Origin of the sequence: Labrenzia sp. C1B70, from assembly GCF_000475395.1 — a bacterium.
Classification (GTDB): Bacteria; Pseudomonadota; Alphaproteobacteria; order Rhizobiales; family Stappiaceae; genus Roseibium; species Roseibium algicola.
This window is the reverse complement of sequence record NZ_AXCE01000012.1, coordinates 135,587-157,402: the sequence shown is the minus strand read 5'-3', so window position 1 is coordinate 157,402 and position 21,816 is coordinate 135,587. Positions and strand designations below refer to the sequence as shown.

The following is a 21,816-nucleotide window of genomic DNA, read 5'->3' as shown; positions in this document are numbered from 1 at the left end:
TACATGGCCGGTTCTTCCGTTTCCGTCGATCTTTCCCAGGCCATGGTCACTACGCCCGTTGCGGCGGGTGACTGGCTGGTGGTCGCGCCTTCGCTGATCACAATCCTGGGCGGTGCGCTGTGCCTGATGCTGCGCAAGAACACCGATCTGCAGCCGAAAGTCGGCATAGGTTTCCTGGCACTGCTGGTGCTGGCTAACCTTGCACTGCTGATCCGGGTGCTCGATCATGGTGTCATTACCATGGTGATGGGCAGCTGGCTGCCGCCGTTCGGCATTGCCTTCACAGTGGATACGCTTGGTGTCACGCTGTCACTGATCGGCTCAATCGTGGCCTTCTGTGCGGGTGTTTTCGGCGCAGCCACCGTTGACAGCACAGGACGCAGATATGGTTTTTATCCATTCCTGCTACTGCTGATGACAGGTGTTTGCGGCGCGTTCCTGACCGGGGATGTGTTCAACCTCTATGTCTGGTTCGAAGTTCTGCTGATTTCGTCCTACGGGCTTCTGGTTCTTGGCAACGACAGGATCCAGCTTGACGGCGCGGTCAAATACGGTGTCCTGAACCTGATCGGCACGAACCTTTTCCTGATCGCGACAGGTCTGCTTTACGGAATTTTCGGCACGCTCAACATGGCAGACCTTGCCATGAAGGTTGCCGCCCTGGAAAATCCGGCTTCCGGCACACTGGCAACGGTTGCCGCGCTCTATTTCCTCGCCTTTGCCATGAAAGCGGCCGCGTTCCCGGTCAATTTCTGGCTACCTGCGTCCTACCACACGCCCAACGTGGTGGTGTCGGCGGTCTTTGCAGGCCTTCTGACCAAGGTCGGCGTTTATGCGCTGATCCGCATCTTTGTTCTGATCCTGCCGGCCTCCCGCGGCTATATGGCCGATGTGATCGCGCTGGTTGCCATCGCCACCCTGCTGACAGGGGCGATCGGAGCTCTGGCGCAAAGTGAAGTGCGGCGGCTGCTCGGCTATGTGGTCATTGCCGGCATCGGGTCGATGCTCGCCGGTGTTGCCGTTGGTTCGACGCTGGCAGTCTCGGGTGCCATTTTCTACGCGGTCCATTCGATCATCGTCATGACGGCACTTTATATGGCAGCGGGCATCATGAACATGATGGGCGGTTCCTACGACCTGAGGCAGCTGGGTGGGCTCTATCAAAAGAGTGCGGTGTTCGCAGCCGTGTTCCTGGTACTTGGTTTTGCCGTTTCGGGTCTGCCACCATTCTCCGGTTTCTGGCCCAAGGTCATTCTTGTGGATGCGGCCTTCGCAGACGGCCGGACCTGGCTGGGTGCTGCCATTCTTGTCAGCGGGTTCCTGACAACCATGGCGATGGGCCGGGTCTGGATCTTCGCCTTCTGGCGTGGTGGACCTGAAGGCACTACTGACGGGCAGGCCGTTGCCGTGACGGGCGAGGGCGGCGCGCAACTTTCCGGAGCCGCAGTCTGGTTGCCACTCGGCATCCTAACTGCGCTTGTTGTCTATTTCGGCCTGCAGCCGGAATGGATGCTGGAGCTTTCAACGCGAGGGGCAAGCGGTATTGTTGAACCGCTCGGCTACCTGCGTTCAGTCTTTGGGGGCCAGGGATGACCAGTCTCTTTCTCATCAACATTCTTCTGATGCTGGCTTGGGGAGCTGTCACGGGCAGCTTCTCTGAAGTCAATCTGGCCTTCGGTTTCGTGCTCAGTTTCGGCGCGCTTTACCTGATCCGGGAACAGGTCGGTACTGCCGCCTATTTCCAGCGGGTCTCCAAGGGCTTCGGTCTGGCTGTGCTCTTCGTCTATGAACTGGTGCTGTCGGCCTGGCGGGTTGCGATCATCGTGCTCAAGCCGAAGATCAAGTTGCAGCCGGGCATCATCGCGTTTCCGCTGACAGTGGACAGGGATTTCGAAATCACGATGCTGGCCAATCTGATCACCCTGACGCCGGGCACATTGTCCGTTGATGTCTCCGACGACCGGAAGACGCTTTATGTGCACTGTATCGACGTGCCTGACCCGCAAGCCACGATCGACGACATCAAGAACGGTTTTGAACGCAAGATCCTGGAGGTGTTCAGATGACTCCGTTTGAGACCTTTTCTTCCGGTTTCCTGGAAATCAGCGTCAAGATCGCGCTGGCTCTGCTGACGATTTCCTTCATCATCATCGTCGTGCGGACGGTCAAGGGACCGAGCCTTCCGGACCGTGTTGTCGCCCTGGACATGCTGGTCGCGGTGGGGATCGGCTTTATCGCGGCCATCGGCGTTTCCACCGGCTTTTATCTTTACATCGACATTGCGATTACGCTCGGCCTCGTCGGCTTCCTGGCAACTGTCGCTTTCGCACGCTTCGTCCTGAACCGCGGCCTTGCCGGCGACAAGACGATCATGGACGAAGTCGAAGAGAGCATTAAGCGCAGGGAGGCGGGACAATGAATGCTGCCGTTGAAATCATCACCGGTATCATGCTGGTCGTCGGTGCTTCCTTCGCACTGGTCGCATCGATCGGTATCATCCGTCTGAAAGATGTTTACATGCGAATGCATGCGGCCTCCAAGGCGGGTACTCTGGGGTCGGGCGTGATGTTGCTTGCGCTGGCAGTTCATGCTGGCGATCTGGCCGTTGTCACACGGGCAATCGCCGGAGTCGTATTCTTCCTGCTCACCGCCCCAATTTCGGCTCATTTGTTGGCAAAAGCTGCATACGCAGCCGGCTACCGTCCCTGTGCCGATACCAAGGAAGATGCCCTTGCAAAAACTGTCCGGCCGAAAAGCTGAGGCATGGTGTGCGGCAATGGTCCTGAAAGACAGATTTCCTGACAATACTATCGGTTCATTGTCGAAATAGGTGCGTTAGGTATAGCCAATATTTGTACAATTTGATTTTTATTGCTTCTGATCGATTTTTATTTGAATTACGGGGTTGTCGTTCAACGAAAGCGGCGATATAAGGCTGTGACGATTGCCTGCAAAGTAGAATCGTTTTTGATTTCTGGGCCCGCAAGTAACTGAATTTCTAGTTCCGCTTTCGGCAGACATTTTTTGCAGGTAAACCACAAAGCTAATTTTGAAATCAGTAGAGAACGGGTGAAATATGACTGACAGTCCGGTGGATGCGAATCTGATTGATCTTACGGCAGACATCGTCTCAGCCTATGTGAGCAACAACACCGTTGCGTCAACAGATCTGCCAGGCCTGATCAACGAAGTTTACGGCGCGCTGCAGAGAACTGCCAGCACTTCCACTGAGCCGGAGCCGGAGCCGCTGAAGCCCGCTGTGCCGGTGAAGAAGTCGGTCATGCCGGACTACATCATCTGCCTGGAAGACGGCAAGAAGTTCAAGTCGCTGAAGCGCCACCTGCGCACGCACTACAACATGACCCCGGAAGAGTACCGCGAGAAGTGGGACCTGGGTGCCGATTACCCGATGGTTGCACCGAACTATGCGGCTGCCCGTTCGGAACTGGCCAAGAAGATGGGCCTCGGCCAGCAGCGCAAGCGCTCCAAGTAAATCCTTCGGCCCAGGTCGAAGTACAAAAGAGCTGCCCATGGGCAGCTCTTTTTTTGTTTTGTGATGGAGATCTTCAGTTAATTGCGGATGGCGCTCGGTGTGAGCGCAACTGAAGCACTTGCCGAAAGAGCAGAGTGATCAAATTGAAGGGCTCTCAGGCTGCTGCCAGAGCTCCTTGCGCGTCGCTGCGGATGCGTCCGACCATCGATTTGAGACCGTTGGAGCGCTGCGGCGTCAGGTGCTCCTGCAGACCCAGTTTGGCAAAAATACCTTCGACATCGGTGTCAAGAATGTCCTGCGCGGTCTTGCCGCTGAACAAAGAGGTGACGATGGCCACGAGCCCTTGCACGATAAGCGCATCGCTGTCGCCCCGGAAGCTGAGCACAGGTGTGCCGTCGCCCGTCTTGTCGATGGAGGTGATCAGCCAGACCTGCGACACACAACCGCGCACCTTGTTTGCATCGGTCTTTTCGGCGTCGGCGAGATCAGGCATCTCCTTGCCAAGGTCGATGAGGTATTTGTAGCGATCTTCCCAGTCGTCGAGAAAATCAAACGTCTCAAGGATTTCGCTCAAGGTTGTGGTCATGGCACCGGTCTTTGAAGGTCTTGTCCGCCTTCATATAACTCGTGAGCGGCAAAGTGCAAATGCCGGCAGGTGCGAGAGAGGGGGGAGAATAAAGATACGCCGCAGATGAAATGGGCAGCTTTCCATCTGCGGCGCAGCGGAACAATCCGCTGAAGTGAAGCCGTCTTTGCGTTGCTGCCGTGCAGCAGCGCTCCAGCGGGGGCGCAATCGGTCGTTTTCTGATCCAGGAGGTCGTAGGATCTTGAACGACCAGTGTGCTCAGGTCTTTTGGCCTGAGCGTGGTTTGGGCCGTGGCACCGGCCCAAGCACTGCCTCTTTGGAAGAGACGTTATCAAAGACCGGCTGCCAAGATGGTGTGCCGGCGAAAACCTGGGGTTCCTGGCCAGAAGGCTGGCCGGACGTCGTGCCAGCACTCGGTACGGGCGTCGAGCCGGTCACCAGCTGTTCGCTTCCCGATTTCTCGGCAATCTGCGTGTCGAGAAACTCATAGACAATCCGAGCGCCGTCGCGTGCGCGGCTGCCGATTGCCGTCAGTGCATCGCCTCCCGTTTCGCAGGCCTGCGGATTGCGTCCGCAAAAGCCGCCGATGTCCGACATCGTTGCCTGTGCCGCCAGGAAGGCCGACACCGGATCGATGTTTTCCGTCGAAGTGTCTTCCTGATCTGACCCGAGGGGAATCAGGACGAGCACCAAGGTGAGCCAAAAGGCTGTCCTCAAGAGAAAGAACATGTCGCTACCCATAGTCTGTTCTGTCTTGCGTGCCTTTGTGCCGTTGGCACGCTTGTTATGAGGACACATTACCAGCGACATGAGAATCCCCGGTTGAGCGGGAAAAGCCAATTTTCATAAAATAAATCAGGTATTTAAATCGTATTTTCTGAAATATTGATTCAAATTTTAGCTAATTCCGGTCAAGATATTGAGGCCAATGGGTTTTTCGGAAAAAAACGCAATTTGGATTCATCCTTTATCGTTCCTTAAGTGCTGCAACCGACAATGGCCGTACAAAAGGTGCGAGCGGATGTTTCCGCGATTGTTGTGTGGTAGAGTAGATTGCGTAACCTTCTGAAAAACATGCAAAATATCTGGGGGCATTGGGTGGCTCGCGTGGATGGAATGATTCATCCCGAAGCTGCTTCCGATCCTTTTCTTGCACCGTTGCATCGTTCGTTTCTGCTCAGCTGTTTCGTCAGCGGCGCTGCGGCTCTGGTGGTACTGCCACTGCATCTGGCGCTGGCCGGGCCGCCTCAGGCAGCCACTCTTCTCGCGCTCGCCTGGATGCTGAGCCAATGGCCTCTGGCGCTTTATCTGTCCCAGTCGGGGGCGCTGTCCAAGGCTGCCGGTCTTTCTGCTTCCCTGTTCGCGGTGTTTGTTGCCGGCGTCTGCGCGGTTACCGGCGGTGCGCTGTCCTTTGCGCTGGCTTGGTTGCTGGTGCCGCCGATGGAGGCTGCGCTCGCAGCAAGCCGGCGGACGGCACTCGCCGTGACGGGGCTTTGCGGTGCCCTGGTCCTTGCCCTGATGTTTGTTCCGCTGCCTGTCCCTTCGGCTTCCGGATTTCCAGGGCTGGCGACGCCGTTTGCGACGCTGGCGGCTCTGCTTTATGTCGGTTTGCTGTCGCTCCGCATCGCGCTTGACCGGTCTCTTGCGCAAAAAGTTGTGAGGGCAACGGAGGAAAGACGCCTCCAGATCAGTCAGAGTGTCTCCGACATCTATTGTGAACTCGGGTCTGACGGTGGCCTCAAGGTCATTGGCGGCCCGGTGAAGGATGTGCTCGGGCACCTGCCGGTGGAAAGCGGGGAGGACTGGCTGTTTCCGCGCCTTCACGTTGCGGACCGGCCGCTTTATCTGACCTGTCTTTCCGAAGCCCGTTTGAGTGGCGCCACAAGAACCTTCGAGGCACGTTTGAGGGTTGGCGCAAGTCGTCCGGGAGAAGCAGGGCAGGCCGACTACCGGCGTCTGGAAGTACAGCTGCGCGCCAGCCGGCAGAACAGCCCGTCTTCTGCAAACGGTGCGGCACTTCTGCTGACGCTTCGTCCTCTTGAACCCATCGAGCCGTCGGCAGGCAAGACCGCGGGATCCGCCACAGACGGAAGCGCACGCGCGGACCGAATTTCGCGGGACATGCTTGAAACGGCGGGCGTTGAGGCTTCGCAGGCGCTGTCGGACATTCTGGCGCAATCCGAACGTCTCGAGCGCCTGGGGCGTGATACCTCCGATCCTGTGCTCAAATTGGCGGTGCAGTCCCTGCGGCAAAACGGTGAACGGGGCCTGGCCTCGCTCACTGCGGCTCTGGATCTGGTTCCGGAAGACAGATCTCCCGGCGAACCGGAGATTACCGGTGTTGATGTCGAAGCCTGTCTCGTTCAATGCATGGACATGGTCGCAAGGGTGGCCGTGCGTCGCGGTGTTGCTCTGGAAATGGAACCCGGCCAGGACAGTCCGCTGGTTGCTGCCGACAGAAAATTGCTGCGGCAGGCGCTGTGTTTCCTGCTGGTGGATATGGTGGAAACTTCCGAGGCTGGCGCCGTGGTGAGCGTTGGTGTCGATCTCGCTACAGGCTACACCGACTATGTGTTTTCGGTGAAGAACCGCCAGTCCAGCCTTTGCTGGAGCGCCGAGGCCGCGGCAACCGTGTTGGGCGTTTCCAGGGCCCTTCTGGAGCGCATGGGCGGCAGCCTGACTGTTCAGACCATTCTGGGACAGGGGGAAAGCGTGACTGTGACCCTGCCGCTTCGGACGCAAGCGCAGCAGAGCGCCGGTCGGACCGGCGAGGTGCTCCGTGTCGAGCAATTGGCAAGATCGGCATAGGCGGCGCAATGGCAAGAGCAAAGAAAACGACAAAGCAGACCAAGGCGCAGCAAGCAAAGTCGTCGGAATCCCTGATGGCGAAGGCCGGTCATATGGCGCTCGACAATCCTGTCGCAGCGGGTGGTACTGTGGTGATGGGGCTGACGGCATGCCTGATAGTGGCCAATGCGGTCGGCCTGCAGCCTGGCCGGCATCCGGCGCCGCTGTTCACGACACGAGATCGACCGGATACCATGCAGCTGCCGGAACCGGATGGCAGAAGTCCCGGGCTTCAGGTGCAGGAGATCTCCACCCTTGTGCTCGACCTGCAGATTTCCCTGCGCAAGATCGGCCTGTACGAAGGCCCTCTGGACGGACTGAACGGCCCGGCGACCGAGCGTGCCATCCGTGGTTTTGAACGTCACGCCGGACAGATCGAGACCGGAGAGGCAACGGAAGCGCTGCTTGCTCTGGTGCTGATGCAGGGAGAAAGCCCCGTAACGTCCGTGAATGGTCCCGTGCCTCGTCCGAAGCCCGGGTTCTCGGGTACGACAAGACAAGACAGCGCTGAAGTCCTTGATGCCGGTGCCGACGACAGTGCCGTTGCCGGTGTAGAGTCCGATCCGAAGTTGATGAAGATTCAACAGGCGTTGTCCGAACTCGGCTACGGTCCGCTGAAGGCGGACGGCGTGATGGGAGCTAACACCACCGCTGCCATCCGGCGGTTTGAATTTGACAGGGGCCTGCCGTTGACGGGCGAACCCGGCACCAAGGTCATCGAGCGCATGGAAATGGTCAGTGGCCGGTCGCTGTCCGGCTAGATTGCCGGACGGCGAGTTGCCGCGTGAGTGCAACTGTCGTAGAGCAGGGCCTTCCTTCTCCATCTTCGGGAGTGCCGGCGGGTTCGGCAGAGGCGGTCAGCATGCGGGTTACATCTGAGTTTTTCGTCAGTGCACTGGTCCGACGCGTATTCGGCGAGGGCGGCTTTGCAGCTGTTTCCAGGAAAGGGGCTCCCGAAGCCGGTGCGGTCTTTATCTGTGTGGACCGTCTTGACGGTAGCTTCGACTTCTATGGCCCGGCGCCGCAAGCCATGTTCAGCAGTCTGCCGCAAGGGCGCTTGTTCGAAAGTGTCTTCGAACGGGCGGACAGGGAAACGATAGACGCGCGGCTGGCAAGCGAAGCGCGAATGGATCCGGACTATTGGCTGGTGGACATCGAAGCACGCGACGGCAGGATTGACCTGCCATTGGTGCAGGATGAGCCGAAGCCCGACACAAACCTCTTCCGCTTTTAGTGCAGATTTAAATATGGGCGTTCAGCCCTCCCGCAACACAGTGCTTGAGCGGGTATTCTCAGGAACGGTTCGACTTGCGAGTGGTTTCGGCTTGAACGAAACCAAACTTCTGTCCGTCCGTTGTCGCGGCATCGCGGCGCGAACCATCCTGATATTGCGAGTCAAGCTGTGCAGATACGGGCTGAGTGACCTGGTCATGCAGGATCCACTGGCCGACCAGCACCTCGGCAGCGCCCTGGCTGAGCGTGCGATGGAGGCGCAGCAGGCCGCGCAGTCTTTCCAGTGACAGGTTTTCACCCAGCATGCGGATCATCACGGTCGTGACTTCGGACGCCGACATACCAAGCGCTTTCAATGCAACGGTCAGACCTTCGGCCTGGTCGTCATGCATCAGCAGATCGCAAGTGGTCTGTGGCAGTCCGAGCCCCTGGCCCAGGAGATCCGCAAAACGGGACCGCTGCTGGAAAAGGGCTTCGCTCACCAGTGCGTCCCGCAATTTGAGGCGCGCGGTGTCCGTGCGTCTGTCGGTTGCGGAACCAGGGGTTTGTGCCTGTTTGACCAGGCTGGTCATCTCCGCCGCGGCGATCGCTTTCGATTTGAGCGGAGCTGGTAAATGCAGGAATTGTCCCATAAGTCCATCCGGGTTTAATGCGTCCTGACCTGCCAATTCTAAACCAAGAGTGGCAACGATGTCACTACGACAACTGAGTTTTGCCTGATGAGCTTGTGTCAGGGTGACGTCTTCCCGGTCGAGAAGGATACGGATTACAGGGGCTCCGGCGTGTTCGCACAATGTCGTGATCACCGATTCGCGCAAGGATGGCCGGTTGGCGACCGCTTTGCGGAGGGAATCCGGACCTGCCTCCGCAACCTTCAAAAGGAGATCCACAGAAAGCCTCGGACTGTAACGAAGGGCCGGATAGGCCGTCAGTTCGTCTTCGTCGGATGCGAGCTGCGTCAGGAGGTCGTCGGGAATTTCCGGATGCGCAGCCAGCAGATTTGCGATCCGTCGCCTGTCCGGCAGTGAGGTTTTAGGCAGGAAGTTTGACGCCAACTCCAGAAAAATGCGTTTTTCTTCAACATCATGCCGAGTGCGTCCGGCAAACAGCTCACTTGCGGCCAGAAGGACACCACGATCATCGCCCTTTGCGGACGCGGATTTGTCCGGAGTAGCGGAATTCGGCAAAGGCTGACTGAAATGTTGGGTTTGGCGCATGACACCCGTCTACAAAATACGAAAGACCGGACCACCGGAGGAACTTGCTTCGTTCAAATTGCAGGAAAAGCGTTAGCATGCTGTTAACCCTGACAGCTTCTTAATGAAGAGCAGGAAGTAATGCGTCGCCCGTTTGACCGTTCCCCGCCGGTAATACGCCGTCAGGGGAGATCGGAACCGAAGGAGGAGACGATGGGCACCTTGTTGGACTTTACATCAGCTCAACGCCCCGCAGCACGTGTGGGCTATCGTTCCAATCAGCGCCGTATGGCAAGCCGAGAGACCTTTGGAGAAGTTATCCTCTTCCCAGGTGTCCGGTACGAGCGCCATGACCTTGATCTTGCCGCACGAATCGCGACCATCGGAAAAGCGGCCGGACCTGCTGGCTCCGACAAGGACTGACGGTCCAAGCCTCTCCAGCCGCGCAGGAGAAGTTTCTTTTTAGCGGCCTGGAGAAGCGCCCGATGGGCAAAGGCAAAGCGGAACAATCCGCCACCGCATCCCTCGCGGAGAGCGGTCGCAGATCAGGGCAGGGCGCCATTGCCGTCACTGCCGTGCTGATTGCCGTCAGCCTTGCTGCCTGTACGCGCCCGACAGGGGATTTTGATCGTGCCAGGCCTTCCGTCATTCATGACAGGGTGATGCCGGCGGCGGGCGACGAAGCAGCGCGCCTGCGCGGTGATCCGGTTTCCAAGTTCAACTATACGAACGACGAAAAGCTGATGCGCAACCGCGGCTGGACGCTGATCCGTCCGCCATGGACCAAGGACTGGATCGGTGGGACCATGGTTGAACTGTCGCGAACACGCGTTCTTCCGGAAGTTGAGGGGCGCGTGCCGCCTGATCTCTATCTGATCTATCTGCGCTCAGACAAATTCCAGTCTTCCGATGCCCGCTACGACAAGATTGCCGCTGACGCATCCGGCGATGCGGAGCTGGTGATGCCTTTCTGCGAAGTGGCTTTGCGTGTGAAGGCCGCTGACGATGAACGGCTGCGAGTTCTGCAGAACAAGCCGGTGAAGTCCGAGGAAACCTATGAGGGCGCGAAGGCGCGCGTCTGGGAAAACCGGGTGATGATCAAATGGGTCGGTCAGGCACTGCGGTATCGGATCATCGCCTACAAGAAGGCGCTCGACGGACTGGAGATCGAAACGCCGACCCGCGATCGCGTCTGGAAGGTCAATAACGCCATTCGGGAACTGGAAGGCCAGGTTCGCATTGCCGAAGCCGGTTGCGATCCGGACAAGCGTTATGGGGACGACAAGCCTGTTCGCAGGTCCCGGATCTATACCGGGTGGGGAACTGAACGCGCGCCGGTCGTGAAATAGCCCGCTTCCGAATTTCAGGCCTGAATTCTGACATTTTATTGAGTGCTATATTCTGCCCACGTCAGATCTACTGATGCGCGGATACATTTTCGGCTGTAAAGGCGGTACTGCTTTTCCACAGGCTGGAGGCGCGATCGTTCAAGGTCTGAAAAAACATCTTTGAGAAGACTTCTGGACGGGTTCTTTTGCAAGAAACCGATGAGATTTTATTTCGTAAGCTAAGCGTATTCAAAATTATTAAACGATACCGCTCAGCGTTATTTTTTTACGAAACCACAACAGCCAAAATCTCGTTTTACTTGATCTGCTTCACTTTTTGTCAAATTGACTTGCCTTTAGGGCATGCGCGCATAAGTTTTGTTTATTGCAATGCAAAAAAATGTGAACACTGAAAAAAGAGACGTGATCACAAGCTCTTAGCCTAATTTTGGTCGTTTTTCCGGCAAAAGGATGTCTTTGAAGGGGTTTTGTGGCTTGCCGTTCTTCAGGCGTCGAACTAAACCGTTTAGTTTACAGGGGAGTCACTCCCGGGAACCTGAAGGTGGTCGAATGAGTCCGAACATCACGCTTCTCGTCAAAGAAGCGCTCTCCCATCAACATGCAGGACGCATTGGAATCGCGCTCAGCATGTTTGAGGAGATACTGAAGCTCGACCCCAAAAATCCGCAGGCAAATTTTTCGCTGGGCATTGCTGCTTACCAGAACGGTGACGTGGGGCTTGCTATCGAGATGCTGCGGAAGGCAGAGCGAAAGGCTGGCAAGCACCCGCAGGTGCATCAGTTGCTCGGTCTGGCCCTCATGAACGCTGGCGATCTGGCCGGCGCGCTGAAATCGCTGAAAAAAGCCGTGGCCCTTGCGCCTAAAGCCGCTGATTTCCACGCCCATCTTGGTGACCTCTACACGCTCAAGCGTCAGCCGGTGCTGGCACGACAGAGCTTTCAGCGTGCATTGGCGATCGATCCGGAAAATGGTTATGCCCTTGTCGGCATGGGCCAGCTCGATATCACTGTCGGCCAGATCGACGAGGCTGTCGCCTGGTTCGAAAAAGCCATCGCATTGGGCAAGGAACTGCCCTCGGCCCTTCACTGCCTGGCGATGGCACGCATCTACAGGGAAGAACCGGCTGAACTTGCCAAGATCGATGACCTGTTGAAACAGGCAAGCGCACTGCCTGCGCCGGAGCACGCTCACCTGCATTGGGCGGCCGGCAAGATCCACTACGACCTGGGAGACACCGCGCGCGCTGCCCAGCATTACCGCTCCGCTCGCCGGTTGCGCTACCAGTCGTTCGATCAGCAAGCCCATGAAGAGCGCATCGCCTTCATGAAGGACGTGTTCAACGAGGCATTTTTCGCCGAACGGACGGAATTTGGGGATCCCTCGGAGCGGCCGGTTTTCATTTTCGGCATGCCGCGTTCAGGCACGACCCTGGCCGAGCAGATCGTGAGCCGGCACTCGCGCATCGCCAGCGGTGCGGAAATTCCGTATTTCCGCTTGCTGCAGCAGGACCTGGGTTTGCGGGGGGCGCCAAGTGCTGCCCTGGAAAACCGGTTGAAGAGCCTCGGGCCGCGTGAGTTCAAGCAGTTTGCACGGCAGTACCTTGCGGAACTGAGTTCAATCGATCGGCGGGCAGATCGTGTCACCGACAAGATGCCGCATAATTTCGAAGTGCTCTGGCTTATGAGCCTTCTGTTTCCGAAAGCGGCTTTCATCCATTGCGTTCGCTGTCCTGCGGACACATGCGTTTCGCTCCTGTCGCATTCGCTTTCGCCCGCGCACAACTACGCCATGACACAGAAGTCACTGGGCAGTTATTTCGTTGCCTATGACGGTCTGATGAAACATTGGGAAAAGGTTCTGCCGGTTCGCATCCACACGCTTTCCTACGAAGACCTGGTTCATAACCAGGAAAAGGAAAGCAAGGCGCTGCTGGCGTGCACAGGCATGGACTGGGAAGAGCAATGCCTGGAGTTCTATAACGGCGACAGTCCCGTGACGACGTTCTCCAATCTCCAGGTGCGGAAGCCGATGTTCAGATCATCGATCGGCCGGTGGAAGCGTCACAAGGATCTTCTGGGAGATCTGTTCGAGGCGCTCGGTCCGCTGTCACCGCTCAATGAGGCTGCACCGGTCGGCAACGGATCCAGCTACGGTCAGCAACAAACGCTTGCAACCAGTATGCCTGACAACGACATTTCTCACCTGCGGAACGCGGTTTCTCCGATATCGTGACCAGTTACGGCGTCGGGGCGTGACAGCGTCCCGGCCTGACCGTTTTTCACGATTTCTGGGTATCTTAGCGAATGGAGCCGCAGCTTGCGGCCCTGAGAGCGCGGTCGATGCTGTCCGCCCGGGTCGGGTGGGGCACATAGGCCCGCAGCAACGCAAAACCGCTTAGCGGCTCTTCCGTTTCAATGACGATGAGGTCTTCCAGGTTTTCCGGCGGGTTCTCCCGCAGGATCGACAGCTGTTCCGTGGTCAGCACCAGCATTGACAGGCGCTCGGCACCTGCGGTGCGGTTGTTGAGACTGTAGACGGCCTCTCCAGCCGCGTTGAACAGTCCTATGGACCAGAAGGGTACCGGAATGCTGGCATCGAAAAGAACCGGCCCGTCGGCGAGCTGAAACCGGCAGGCAGCGTGCTTCATGGCCGGATCGAGATCGGGCAGGGCTTCCTCGCCGGGGTGGACATCCGGCAGCAAATTGAACTGCCGGTCCGGTCCGTGGTTGCCGATGTTGTCATAGGCACTGTGCAGAACGTTCTGGGGGATGCTCAGCACCACCAGGATGTGAATGATGGCAGCAAGACACAGTGTGGCCAGCAGGCCAACCGACAGGGAAAAACGTGAAGAAAGGGTCATGGGCAGCCCAACCTGTCGATGGTGGGCATGCTGACGCCATCTAGGGCTGCACCGGTCGTGACCGGAGCGTCATAGACCCTGAGCACGAAGCGCAGACCGTCCGCGGCCCTTGCATCGCTTGCCAGGGGCAACCAGTTGCCGGAGTGGGGGCGGGTGGCGGCGACGATCTCGAAAGTGCCGTCCGCGTTTCGCAGCAAGGCGTCACTTGCAAGGTTCACCCGGCCGGACATCGTCTTGACCAGGTGGCCGTGGCCATCGACCGCGGTCATGGTCCAGAGCCGGGCAGACGGGGTCTGGCCTGCGATACGGTACTCACACGTCGGATCAAGCTGGTGGCCGTTGCTGTCTTCGCGCGCGACCAGAGCAAGCCCTTCGCCCGATGCCAGGGGAATGACGGCGCCTCTTGTGTAGATCGCCACGGAATAGGGATCGGCTTCGGAGGTGCCGGCTTTCGGATAGGCGTGCCACGGGCCGATGGTGACCGCGTTGAGCGGTTGTTCCCGCTCGATGATCAGATAGGCGGAGCTTATGCCGAGCAAGGAGGCCAGAACGACGACAAGCGTCACCGTGGCGAGCGTGCGAAAAGGATTTCCCCGATGCGAGCGGATGGCACGGGGAAGCCTTTCGTCATACCAGTCTGCCTCGCCATGTGCGGGCCGGAATCCTGTATCGCTCATTGCACCGCCGCGACATCGGTGTTGGCAGACCCTTGAGCAGGGGCGGCATCGGCGCTCTTTTGTTCAAGCAGCAGGCGCAGATCCTGACCGATCTGTAAGAGGAGATCCTGGGTGCGCCGTTTCAGGACCCGTGGCTGCGCAGTGTCGCTGGTGTCTGTAGCCAGCCTTGCCGGTGCGGTTCGGGCCAGTCGCGGCAGGCTTTCCGGATCGACACCGGGCATCCGGGCAAGCTCGATGCCATTGTGGGCAAAGGCGTTGTATTTCTGCCAGGCCATGGCAGGAAGGCTGCCACCGGTGACACGCCGCGTGGAGGTAAAATCGTCGTTGCCGAACCAGACGGCCGTGGCAAAGTTGCCGGTGTAGCCGACAAACCAGGCGTCGCGGTAAGCGTTCGTGGTTCCGGTCTTTCCGGCTGCGACCACGCCATCGATCTGCGCCCGGCGGGCTGTGCCGGCCTCAACCACATTGACCAGGATCTCGTTCATTTCCTGAACTTTCTCCTCCGGCAGGACACGAACTGCAGGCGGCTCGTCGCGTTCACGCCGGTAGAGAACCTTGCCGGCGCTGTTCTTGATCTCCAGAACCGCATAGGCCGCTGCCTTGGTTCCGCCATTGGCGAAAACGGAATAGGCCGACGCCATGTCGATGACGGAGACTTCAGATGAACCGATAGGCAGCGACACGGAGTTTTCCAGTTCGTGGGTCAGGCCCATGCGATACGCCGTATCGATGATTTTTTGCCGGCCGAAATCCAGGGAAAGGATCACCGGTATGGTGTTGATGGACTTGGTGAGCGCGGTTTTCAGCGTGACAGCGCCCCGGTAGCTTCTGGAATAGTTCTTGGGCGACCAGTTACCGATCCAGACCGGCCGGTCGGAGACCACGCTGTCCGAGGTATAGCCGTTCATGAAAGCCGTCATGTAGACGAAAGGCTTGAACGAGGATCCTGGCTGGCGCAGCGCGTTGACGGCGCGATTGAACTGGCTTTCGCCATAGGAACTGCCACCGACCATGGCAACGACGGCTCCGTCCGGGATCATCGAAACCATCGCCGCTTCGCGAGCGTCGCGCAAATTTCCGTTTTCCCGAAGCACGGTTTCCACGGCCAGATCCGCCTGGCGCTGCAGCGCCGGGTCCAGTGTGGTGCGTACGGTCACGATGCGGTCGCGGGCGAGTGCCGGATACCGGCGTGCAAGTTTCTTGACCTCTTCAAGCGCCCAGTCGAGGAAGTATTCCGGCAACTGTTCCTGAGACCTGTCGACAGCCAGGGCCGGATTACGGCGCGCGCCGATCACCTGGCCTTCAGTCAGGAAACTGGCTTGTACCATGTTGGACAGGACTTCGTTGGCACGCGCGCGGGCTGCAGGCAGGTTGATGTGTGGGGCGTATTTGGTCGGTGCCTTGTAGAGACCTGCCAGCATGGCACTTTCGGCAAGCGTCAGCTCACGCACATTCTTGTTGAAATAGAATTCGGAAGCAGCCGTCACCCCGAAGACGCCGCCGCCCATGTAGGCGCGGTCGAGATAGAGCTTCAGGATTTCCTGCTTGGAAAGGTTCGCTTCCAGCCACAGCGCCAGATAGGCTTCCTTGATCTTGCGGCTGAGACTGCGCTCGTTGGTCAGGAAGAGGTTTTTGGCCAGCTGTTGGGTGAGCGTCGAACCGCCCTGGACAACACCGCCTGCGCGTGCGTTCTCGACCATGGCCCGGAAGGTGCCGAAAAAATCAATCCCGAAGTGGCTGAAGAAACGGCGATCTTCGGTGGCGAGCGTTGCCTTTATCAGGGAGTCTGGAATTTCCTCAAGCGGTACGCTGTCGTTGAGAACGATGCCGCGCCGGCCGATTTCCTTGCCGAAGCGATCCAGGAAGGTCACCGCGAAATCGTCCGTGGTCTTCCAGTCGGCATAGCGCGTTGCCTCGAAGGCAGGCTGGGCGAAGGCCAGCACCACGATGAAACCGGCAAGACCGTAAGTCAGACCGTCAGACGAAAGCTCGGCTAGAACGCGCCAGATTCCCTTGGCCCGGAACCGCCGCAAGAAGGCGTCATAGCCTTCGAATATCCGGCGGATAGCTGTTCCGCTCTTCCACAGGGCCGTGTCGATAAGGGCATCGATCGCCAGGAAAAAGCGGCGAATACGATTGCGCTTTTTCGGCGGCTTCTGCGCCGGCGGATTGCCGGTTTCGACATCATCTGATTGCGGTTTGTCCGTCACGCGAACAAGGTCTCCGGATCAAAAAGGATCGGCCCAAGCTAGCCGTTTTTCGAGGTCGTGCAAACTGGTTGCCAACGTGCCCCTTTCATTGGAACAGTTTACCTAAAGTTCTTGCAATTTCATTGAGGAAAAACAGCCCGTTTTTTCGCCCGGGTTGCCCGACAGGCTGTAGCATGATAGGCGCCGATTGTTCCGGCCCAAGAAAGGCGCACAAGACTTCATGATTGTGGACGATACCTCACGCGAGCTTCCGTTCTGGAAAACCCGCACACTGGAAGACATGACGCAGTCCCAGTGGGAATCGCTTTGCGACGGCTGCGCACGCTGCTGTCTCAACAAGCTTGAGGACTGGGACACTGGCGAAATCGTCTGGACGGATGTTGCCTGCACGTTGCTTGATGGCACCAGCTGCCGCTGCAAGGATTACGACAACAGGGCAACCATCGTGCCGGACTGCATTCAGCTCACACCGGGTGAGGTGAGGACACTGACCTGGCTGCCGCCAACCTGTGCTTATCGGCTGGTGCGGGAAGGCAAGGATCTCTACTGGTGGCATCCATTGGTGTCGGGAGATCCTGAAACGGTCCATCAGGCGGGCATTTCCGTTCGCGGGCGGACGATCCCCGAAGACGGCATGGCTCTGGAAGACTACGAGAACCACGTCGTGTTCTGGCCGGGGGAAATGCCGGAAGACCGGAAGAGTTGAGCTAACCCTGCCGATCAAGATGCAGAAACACTATTCGAGCCCGCTTTGATCACTCTCATTGTCTGATCAGGAAAGCCTCGACATGGCGGCGGAGCCGGTGTTCCAGTTCCGCCCGGTCAGTCAGCTGATGGCTTTTGACCAGGATGGCTCCATGGATCATGAAGGCAATCAGGCCATCGACCATTTCCTTGGGTGACCGATCCTGCCTCAGGTCTGGCTTCAGGCTGGCCCCCTGCTGCCAGAACGTCAGGAAATGCTCCAGTTCCGCATCGAGGGCGTCCAGTGTTTCGACAAATTCAGCAGCGCAATTGGGTTTGGTTACACCGATATTGTCCAGGAACAGCCGCAGGATTGTCGGGCTGTCGGTGATGACGTCGATCAGGGCCATCATGCGCCGGGTCAGCAGTCCGACAGGGTCGGACAATTGGTCGGGTTCAGCTGCTTCGTCAGACGTCGCCGCACGCAGGGCATTCAGCCGGTCCAGCAGCACGTAGGACAATAGGCCGTCCATATCGCCGAAATGCGAGAACACGGTCCCCTTTGCGACACCTGCCTCCTGAGCAACCGCTTCCGCGGTAACCAGGTCCAATCCGTGTTTTTGACTGAGATCGCGTGCGGCAGCCAGTACCCGTGCCCTTGTGGCAATGCTCCGCTGTTGTGGTTTGCGTGTCATGATTTTCCGTTAAAATGACCGTGGTCAAAAAATATCTTGACGGATGTGATGCAGAATGTCAAAAAATGACCACGGTCAATTTTGGCGTTTGACGCCTGCAAGCTCACAAGGTTGGACATGACAAGAGTACTGGTATTGGAAGGACACCCAGCCAAGGACACGTTTTGCGGCGCCCTCGCGGCGGAATATGCAAATCATGCGCAAAAGGGTGGAAACGAAGTGCGGGTCAGGCATCTGGCCGACCTGGACTTCGACGCGGATTTCGGAGTGTCATCCTTCAAGGATGCGAAGCCTCTGGAGCCTGACCTCGAAGCACTGTGGCAGGATATCCTGTGGTGTGAACATTTCGTGCTCACGCACCCATTGTGGTGGGGCGGTCTGCCGGGCAGGTTGAAGGGGTTGTTCGACCGGATCCTGCTGCCGGGCATGTCCTTTCAATACGTGAAAGGCAAACCTCTGCCTGAGAAACTGCTCAAGGGCCGTACCGCGCAGGTTCTGGTGACTTCCGACACACCGGGCTGGTACTTCACCTGGATATACGGTGCCGGTGCCAAAAAGCAGACCGAGAAGCAGATCCTCGATTTCTGCGGTCTCAAGCCCAAAGGCTACCATATGTTCTCGCCGATCCGCGGCTCGAGCGACGAGGCAAAGCGGAAGATGCTGGCGCGGGCCGCTGCCCTTGGTCGCAAGGTTGCCTGAAGCGTTTTGCATCGGTCATGGTGGACGTTCAAACGGCCTTCGTTGAACGTCCTCATGTGGCCCGCGAAAGATCCTAGTTTCCGGCTGCCGCCTTCTCGGCGGCTTCCGTTTGCCGACGCTGCTGTTCGTTGAAGAACACGACGTAATACTGGTAGATGTTGCCGACGTAATCGACAGGTTCCCGGCCGATTTCGGAAGCCACGATCCATTCGACGTTGTCAAACCACTTGTCCGGGTCAAAGCCCTGTTGCTTGGCTTTCTCGCGCAGCTTGGCAAACCGGCTGGGGCCGGCGTTGTAGGCCGCAAGCGCAAAGAAGGTCTGGTTGGCATCCCGTGTCTGAAGACCGGCAAAATACTGGTTGGCAAGGTACCGAAGATATTTGACGCCTGCCTGAACGTTCTTGTCCGGATCTGCATCAATTCCGCTGATGTTGATCGGGTCGCCCTTGGCCGTAGCCGGCTTGATCTGCATCAGTCCAACGGCGCCAGCGCGGCTGTGGGCTTTCTGGTCGAAACGCGATTCCTGAAAGCTTTGCGCGGCGATCAACAGCCAGTCGATTTCATACTCGTCGCCGTACTTTTGAAAAATGGTTTGGAGACTGGCGAGGTCGTTCTTGTAGTCCGCGCTGCGCATGTCCCGGAGGTAGTCGGCCTCTTTCAGATATCGCTTGAGGATGATGTTGCCGAGCAGGGTGCCTTTTGTCACGGTGGCGGCGAAGGCATCGACTTCCTTCAGGAGCTCCGGCGCATTGTTGCGAACGGCTATAGCAATCTCTCCATCCGTGCGCACGGCTGCCGAGGGATGCATCTTCAGGCCGTCCAGAACTTCCAGCCAGAGCTCGGCCTTGTGCTGGTCCACGATCACCATGGAAATGGCGCCGGCTGACACCATTTCCAGAAGATCTTCGTCTTCCATGTGCTCGTCAGCGGTCACAATGTCGACCGGCTTGGCGCCCTTTTGGACGAGCGTATCGTTAAGTGCCTTGAGGCTCTGATAATAGGAAGATGAAGCGCGGACGTGAACGGTCTGACCTGACAGGGCTTCAGGTGAGGGAAGGTCGGCAACCCCTGCGGCGGTGACCGGTACTTCGTGCACATCTTTCAGCAAAGGGGACGAAAAGGCGACCAGGCCTTCCCGTTCGCGGGTAATGGTCAGATTGCCGATCGCGATGTCGCCCTTGCCCGCGGCAAGATCTGAAAACAAGTGATCTCTTGGGGTCGGAACAAGTACGAGCTTTGCATCCTTCGCCTTCTTCTCGTGGATCTTGTCCAGGTATTTGTCGAACTCGGTCATGAGATCAACCGAACTGCCGCGCTGAACGCCCTTGTCGATGAAGTAACCGGTCTTTGAAAACGGGATCAGGACCCGAATGTAGCCACGCTTGAGCAAGGCGTCGAAGTCGCCGTCGAACGGTTCAAGCAGTTTGTTCTCAAGCGTTTCGGCAAGGCCCGTGCCCATCGCGCTTGCCAAGGTTGACTGGCTTGCAAGGCCCGCTACCACAAGAGCCATTGAAAACATCAGGTTCAGGAGATGTGGCAGGAAGTGCCGGATCGGTATCATGAAGCCCCCACGGACAATTTCATCCGCAGAGTAAAGGCTTGAAATCACTCCCGATCAAGCGCCAAGTCGTACCTGAGCCTTGGAAGCTTTACCTTTTAAATGTCAGCGAAACCGTACCGACCGTAATCCCGGCCTTCATGACCTTGGCGGTGTTCCTGACCGTGTTTCTGTCGACCTGTGTCAGCGTGTCGTCAAAACGAAGCAGCAATGGCCCGTTCTCAGTCTCCAGGCTCGCGACGTAGGAGAAACGAAGGTCTCCATTTTCATCTGTACGAACGTTTGCCGGACCCAGTACGTCGGCTCTCTGGCCGATGTATCGGGCTTCGGCAACCTTCTGGAAGAACCAGATCTTGGTATCACGTTCACCGTCTTCGTAGACGAAGTCCTCGCGAAGCCGGAGCGTAAAGGTCTTGCTGTTCCAGGTTCCTGTCAACGTGACGGTGAATGGTCGGTAGACACCGGCGATCTTGCTTTCAAAAACGCCCTTGCCCACCGTTTTTCCGCGGAAGAATTCTTCCAGCACCAGGGATTTGGCGTCGGCCGGAACAGAAGCAGCGACACCTGTGGCGAACATGGCGAGAAGCAGAAAACGGTGAACGCGGGTCATGATGGGCAGAACCTCCTTCAGGAAAATCTGCCCAGTTTACGCATGTCGGCGCGCGTCGGATCTGGTGACTAGCTTCCGAACCGCTCTCGCCACGTTGGGACCGGATCGTCGGTTGCCGGGGACGCGTTATAGACGCCGCGGGCGATGGCACGTGCCAGGCACGAAGCGGCTGCCGCACCGAGCTGAACCATGTCTTCCAGTCCGTTTTCCATTCGGCGTTGGCCCGTGGAGAGGGCGAAGACGAGATCGCCATCAAGCGGTGTGTGGGCGGGCCAGAGAGCTCGCGCCAAACCGTCGTGCGCCATGACCGCGAGGCGTTTCGCTTCGCCCTTGGTCAGGATGGCATCGGTCGCAACAGCTGCGATCGTGGTGTTGGCACCGGCCTTGAGGCCGTCAAGTTTGGTGCGGACCGTGATGCTGTCCGGCGGCAGCGGATGCGCCATTCCCAGGCCACCGAACTCATCACCGATTTCAAACGGCGCCGCCCAGAAGTGCGCGCTGTCCCCCACGGTTGCTCGCCCAAGCGCGTTCACCGCGACAATGGCGCCGACCGTGATGCCGTTTTCCAGTACATGGGAGGCAGACCCGAGGCCGCCTTTCAGATTTGCGGTGGTGGCTCCGGTGCCGGCACCGATGGAACCAAGGGAAAAATCATGGCCGATTGCATCAAGTGCAGACCGGCCGAGATCCCGGTAAGGCGCTGCCTGTCCCCAGCTCTTGTCACCGCCGTTCAGGAGGTCGAACAGGATGGCGGTGGGAACGATCGGAACGCGGACCGGGCCGACCTGGAACCCGTAACCCAGTTCGGCAAGGCGTCCCTGGACACCTGCACCGGCATCCAGACCGAAGGCGGATCCACCGGCCAGCACGATGGCGTCGATCTTCTCGACGGTCTGCTCCGGCTCCAAGAGCGCGATTTCACGGGTGCCAGGTGCACCGCCGTGAATGGCCACCGAGGTGACCGCGGGTTCGTCCGGTACGAGCACGGTCGCACCGGATTTCAGTTCAAGATCGGAAGCATTGCCGACCTTGAGGCCCGGGACATCGGTGATCAGGTTGCGTAAACCGGCCATGGGCAGACGGTCCTCGATTGAAGGTGGACGATAAGGAGTGTGATCG

General features: G+C 58.3%; 23 protein-coding genes. 13 read left to right on the top strand and 10 right to left on the bottom strand.

What is annotated here, in order from left to right; translation table 11 throughout:
• The first annotated feature begins 3 nt into the window (after positions 1–3).
• The 5 genes from Q666_RS49025 (at position 4) to Q666_RS49005 (ending at position 3,493) form a co-directional block, all read left to right on the top strand.
• Complete coding sequence (locus tag Q666_RS49025) at positions 4–1,593, top strand: Na+/H+ antiporter subunit D (RefSeq protein WP_023001008.1); 1,590 nt, start codon at positions 4–6, stop codon at positions 1,591–1,593.
• Complete coding sequence (locus Q666_RS49020; protein WP_023001009.1) at positions 1,590–2,066, top strand: Na+/H+ antiporter subunit E; 477 nt, start codon at positions 1,590–1,592, stop codon at positions 2,064–2,066. Before Q666_RS49025 ends, Q666_RS49020 begins: the two co-directional genes overlap by 4 nt.
• Positions 2,063–2,419: a cation:proton antiporter gene (locus tag Q666_RS49015; RefSeq protein ID WP_023001010.1), complete on the top strand. Its 357-nt coding sequence runs from the start codon at positions 2,063–2,065 to the stop codon at positions 2,417–2,419. Before Q666_RS49020 ends, Q666_RS49015 begins: the two co-directional genes overlap by 4 nt.
• Positions 2,416–2,760, top strand: a complete 345-nt coding sequence (gene mnhG / locus Q666_RS49010; RefSeq protein ID WP_023001011.1) for a monovalent cation/H(+) antiporter subunit G — start codon at positions 2,416–2,418, stop codon at positions 2,758–2,760. Before Q666_RS49015 ends, mnhG begins: the two co-directional genes overlap by 4 nt.
• 316 nt (positions 2,761–3,076) lie before the next feature.
• Positions 3,077–3,493 (top strand): MucR family transcriptional regulator, encoded by a 417-nt coding sequence (locus Q666_RS49005; RefSeq protein ID WP_006939826.1) that lies wholly within the window; start codon positions 3,077–3,079, stop codon positions 3,491–3,493.
• Positions 3,494–3,647: 154 nt separating this feature from the next.
• Here Q666_RS49005 and Q666_RS49000 read toward each other — a convergent pair whose 3' ends face one another.
• Positions 3,648–4,079 carry a SufE family protein gene (locus Q666_RS49000; RefSeq protein WP_023001012.1) on the bottom strand — a complete coding sequence of 144 codons (432 nt, stop codon included), beginning with the start codon at positions 4,077–4,079 and terminating at the stop codon, positions 3,648–3,650.
• A gap of 258 nt (positions 4,080–4,337) precedes the next feature.
• On the bottom strand, positions 4,338–4,889 hold the full coding sequence (locus Q666_RS48995) for a DUF5330 domain-containing protein (protein ID WP_081713271.1): 552 nt from the start codon (positions 4,887–4,889) through the stop codon (positions 4,338–4,340).
• Positions 4,890–5,186: 297 nt separating this feature from the next.
• Between Q666_RS48995 and Q666_RS48990 the strand changes: the two genes are divergently transcribed.
• From Q666_RS48990 to Q666_RS48980, 3 genes are all read left to right on the top strand, one after another.
• On the top strand, positions 5,187–6,887 hold the full coding sequence (locus tag Q666_RS48990; protein WP_152533346.1) for a HAMP domain-containing histidine kinase: 1,701 nt from the start codon (positions 5,187–5,189) through the stop codon (positions 6,885–6,887).
• A gap of 8 nt (positions 6,888–6,895) precedes the next feature.
• Entirely contained in the window at positions 6,896–7,687 is a 792-nt protein-coding gene (locus tag Q666_RS48985; protein ID WP_023001015.1) for a peptidoglycan-binding domain-containing protein, read from the top strand.
• A 101-nt stretch (positions 7,688–7,788) separates the two neighbouring features.
• Entirely contained in the window at positions 7,789–8,160 is a 372-nt protein-coding gene (locus tag Q666_RS48980) for a DUF1491 family protein (protein ID WP_031285039.1), read from the top strand.
• Positions 8,161–8,218: 58 nt separating this feature from the next.
• Here the strand turns inward: Q666_RS48980 and Q666_RS48975 are convergent, their stop codons facing one another.
• On the bottom strand, positions 8,219–9,376 hold the full coding sequence (locus Q666_RS48975; RefSeq protein WP_023001017.1) for a DUF2336 domain-containing protein: 1,158 nt from the start codon (positions 9,374–9,376) through the stop codon (positions 8,219–8,221).
• Positions 9,377–9,568: 192 nt separating this feature from the next.
• Between Q666_RS48975 and Q666_RS0133315 the strand changes: the two genes are divergently transcribed.
• The 3 genes from Q666_RS0133315 to Q666_RS48965 all read left to right on the top strand — a co-directional run bounded on the left by Q666_RS0133315 (position 9,569) and on the right by Q666_RS48965 (position 12,936).
• The gene (locus Q666_RS0133315) at positions 9,569–9,778 is read left to right on the top strand and encodes a hypothetical protein (protein WP_031269292.1); all 210 of its coding nucleotides are present in this window, start codon (positions 9,569–9,571) and stop codon (positions 9,776–9,778) included.
• A 62-nt stretch (positions 9,779–9,840) separates the two neighbouring features.
• Complete coding sequence (locus Q666_RS48970; protein WP_023001019.1) at positions 9,841–10,704, top strand: hypothetical protein; 864 nt, start codon at positions 9,841–9,843, stop codon at positions 10,702–10,704.
• Positions 10,705–11,154: 450 nt separating this feature from the next.
• Positions 11,155–12,936, top strand: coding sequence for a tetratricopeptide repeat-containing sulfotransferase family protein (locus Q666_RS48965; RefSeq protein ID WP_081713270.1), 1,782 nt, complete (start codon positions 11,155–11,157; stop codon positions 12,934–12,936).
• A 64-nt stretch (positions 12,937–13,000) separates the two neighbouring features.
• Here the strand turns inward: Q666_RS48965 and Q666_RS48960 are convergent, their stop codons facing one another.
• Genes Q666_RS48960 through Q666_RS48950 form a run of 3 tightly spaced genes read right to left on the bottom strand, consistent with a single transcriptional unit; the run spans position 13,001 to position 16,451 of the window.
• Positions 13,001–13,564 carry an N- anchored protein gene (locus Q666_RS48960; RefSeq protein ID WP_023001021.1) on the bottom strand — a complete coding sequence of 188 codons (564 nt, stop codon included), beginning with the start codon at positions 13,562–13,564 and terminating at the stop codon, positions 13,001–13,003.
• A complete protein-coding gene (locus Q666_RS48955; protein WP_023001022.1) occupies positions 13,561–14,241 on the bottom strand; it encodes a DUF1214 domain-containing protein in 681 nt (226 codons plus the stop codon). The genes Q666_RS48960 and Q666_RS48955 overlap by 4 nt, the downstream gene beginning before the upstream one ends.
• Complete coding sequence (locus tag Q666_RS48950; protein WP_023001023.1) at positions 14,238–16,451, bottom strand: PBP1A family penicillin-binding protein; 2,214 nt, start codon at positions 16,449–16,451, stop codon at positions 14,238–14,240. The genes Q666_RS48955 and Q666_RS48950 overlap by 4 nt, the downstream gene beginning before the upstream one ends.
• A gap of 220 nt (positions 16,452–16,671) precedes the next feature.
• Here Q666_RS48950 and Q666_RS48945 point away from each other — a divergent pair, with 220 nt between their 5' ends.
• Positions 16,672–17,157 carry a YcgN family cysteine cluster protein gene (locus Q666_RS48945; RefSeq protein ID WP_023001024.1) on the top strand — a complete coding sequence of 162 codons (486 nt, stop codon included), beginning with the start codon at positions 16,672–16,674 and terminating at the stop codon, positions 17,155–17,157.
• Positions 17,158–17,212: 55 nt separating this feature from the next.
• On the opposite strand, the gene Q666_RS48940 is transcribed toward Q666_RS48945, so the two are convergent.
• Positions 17,213–17,830, bottom strand: a complete 618-nt coding sequence (locus tag Q666_RS48940) for a TetR/AcrR family transcriptional regulator (protein ID WP_023001025.1) — start codon at positions 17,828–17,830, stop codon at positions 17,213–17,215.
• Between the two features lie 117 nt (positions 17,831–17,947).
• Between Q666_RS48940 and Q666_RS48935 the strand changes: the two genes are divergently transcribed.
• The gene (locus Q666_RS48935) at positions 17,948–18,529 is read left to right on the top strand and encodes an NAD(P)H-dependent oxidoreductase (RefSeq protein WP_023001026.1); all 582 of its coding nucleotides are present in this window, start codon (positions 17,948–17,950) and stop codon (positions 18,527–18,529) included.
• 73 nt (positions 18,530–18,602) lie between these two features.
• On the opposite strand, the gene Q666_RS48930 is transcribed toward Q666_RS48935, so the two are convergent.
• The 3 genes from Q666_RS48930 to Q666_RS48920 all read right to left on the bottom strand — a co-directional run bounded on the left by Q666_RS48930 (position 18,603) and on the right by Q666_RS48920 (position 21,776).
• Positions 18,603–20,090, bottom strand: a complete 1,488-nt coding sequence (locus tag Q666_RS48930) for a transporter substrate-binding domain-containing protein (protein WP_023001027.1) — start codon at positions 20,088–20,090, stop codon at positions 18,603–18,605.
• 88 nt (positions 20,091–20,178) lie between these two features.
• Entirely contained in the window at positions 20,179–20,697 is a 519-nt protein-coding gene (locus Q666_RS48925) for a DUF3833 family protein (RefSeq protein WP_023001028.1), read from the bottom strand.
• A 68-nt stretch (positions 20,698–20,765) separates the two neighbouring features.
• A complete protein-coding gene (locus Q666_RS48920) occupies positions 20,766–21,776 on the bottom strand; it encodes a P1 family peptidase (protein ID WP_189640135.1) in 1,011 nt (336 codons plus the stop codon).
• Positions 21,777–21,816: the final 40 nt, after the last annotated feature.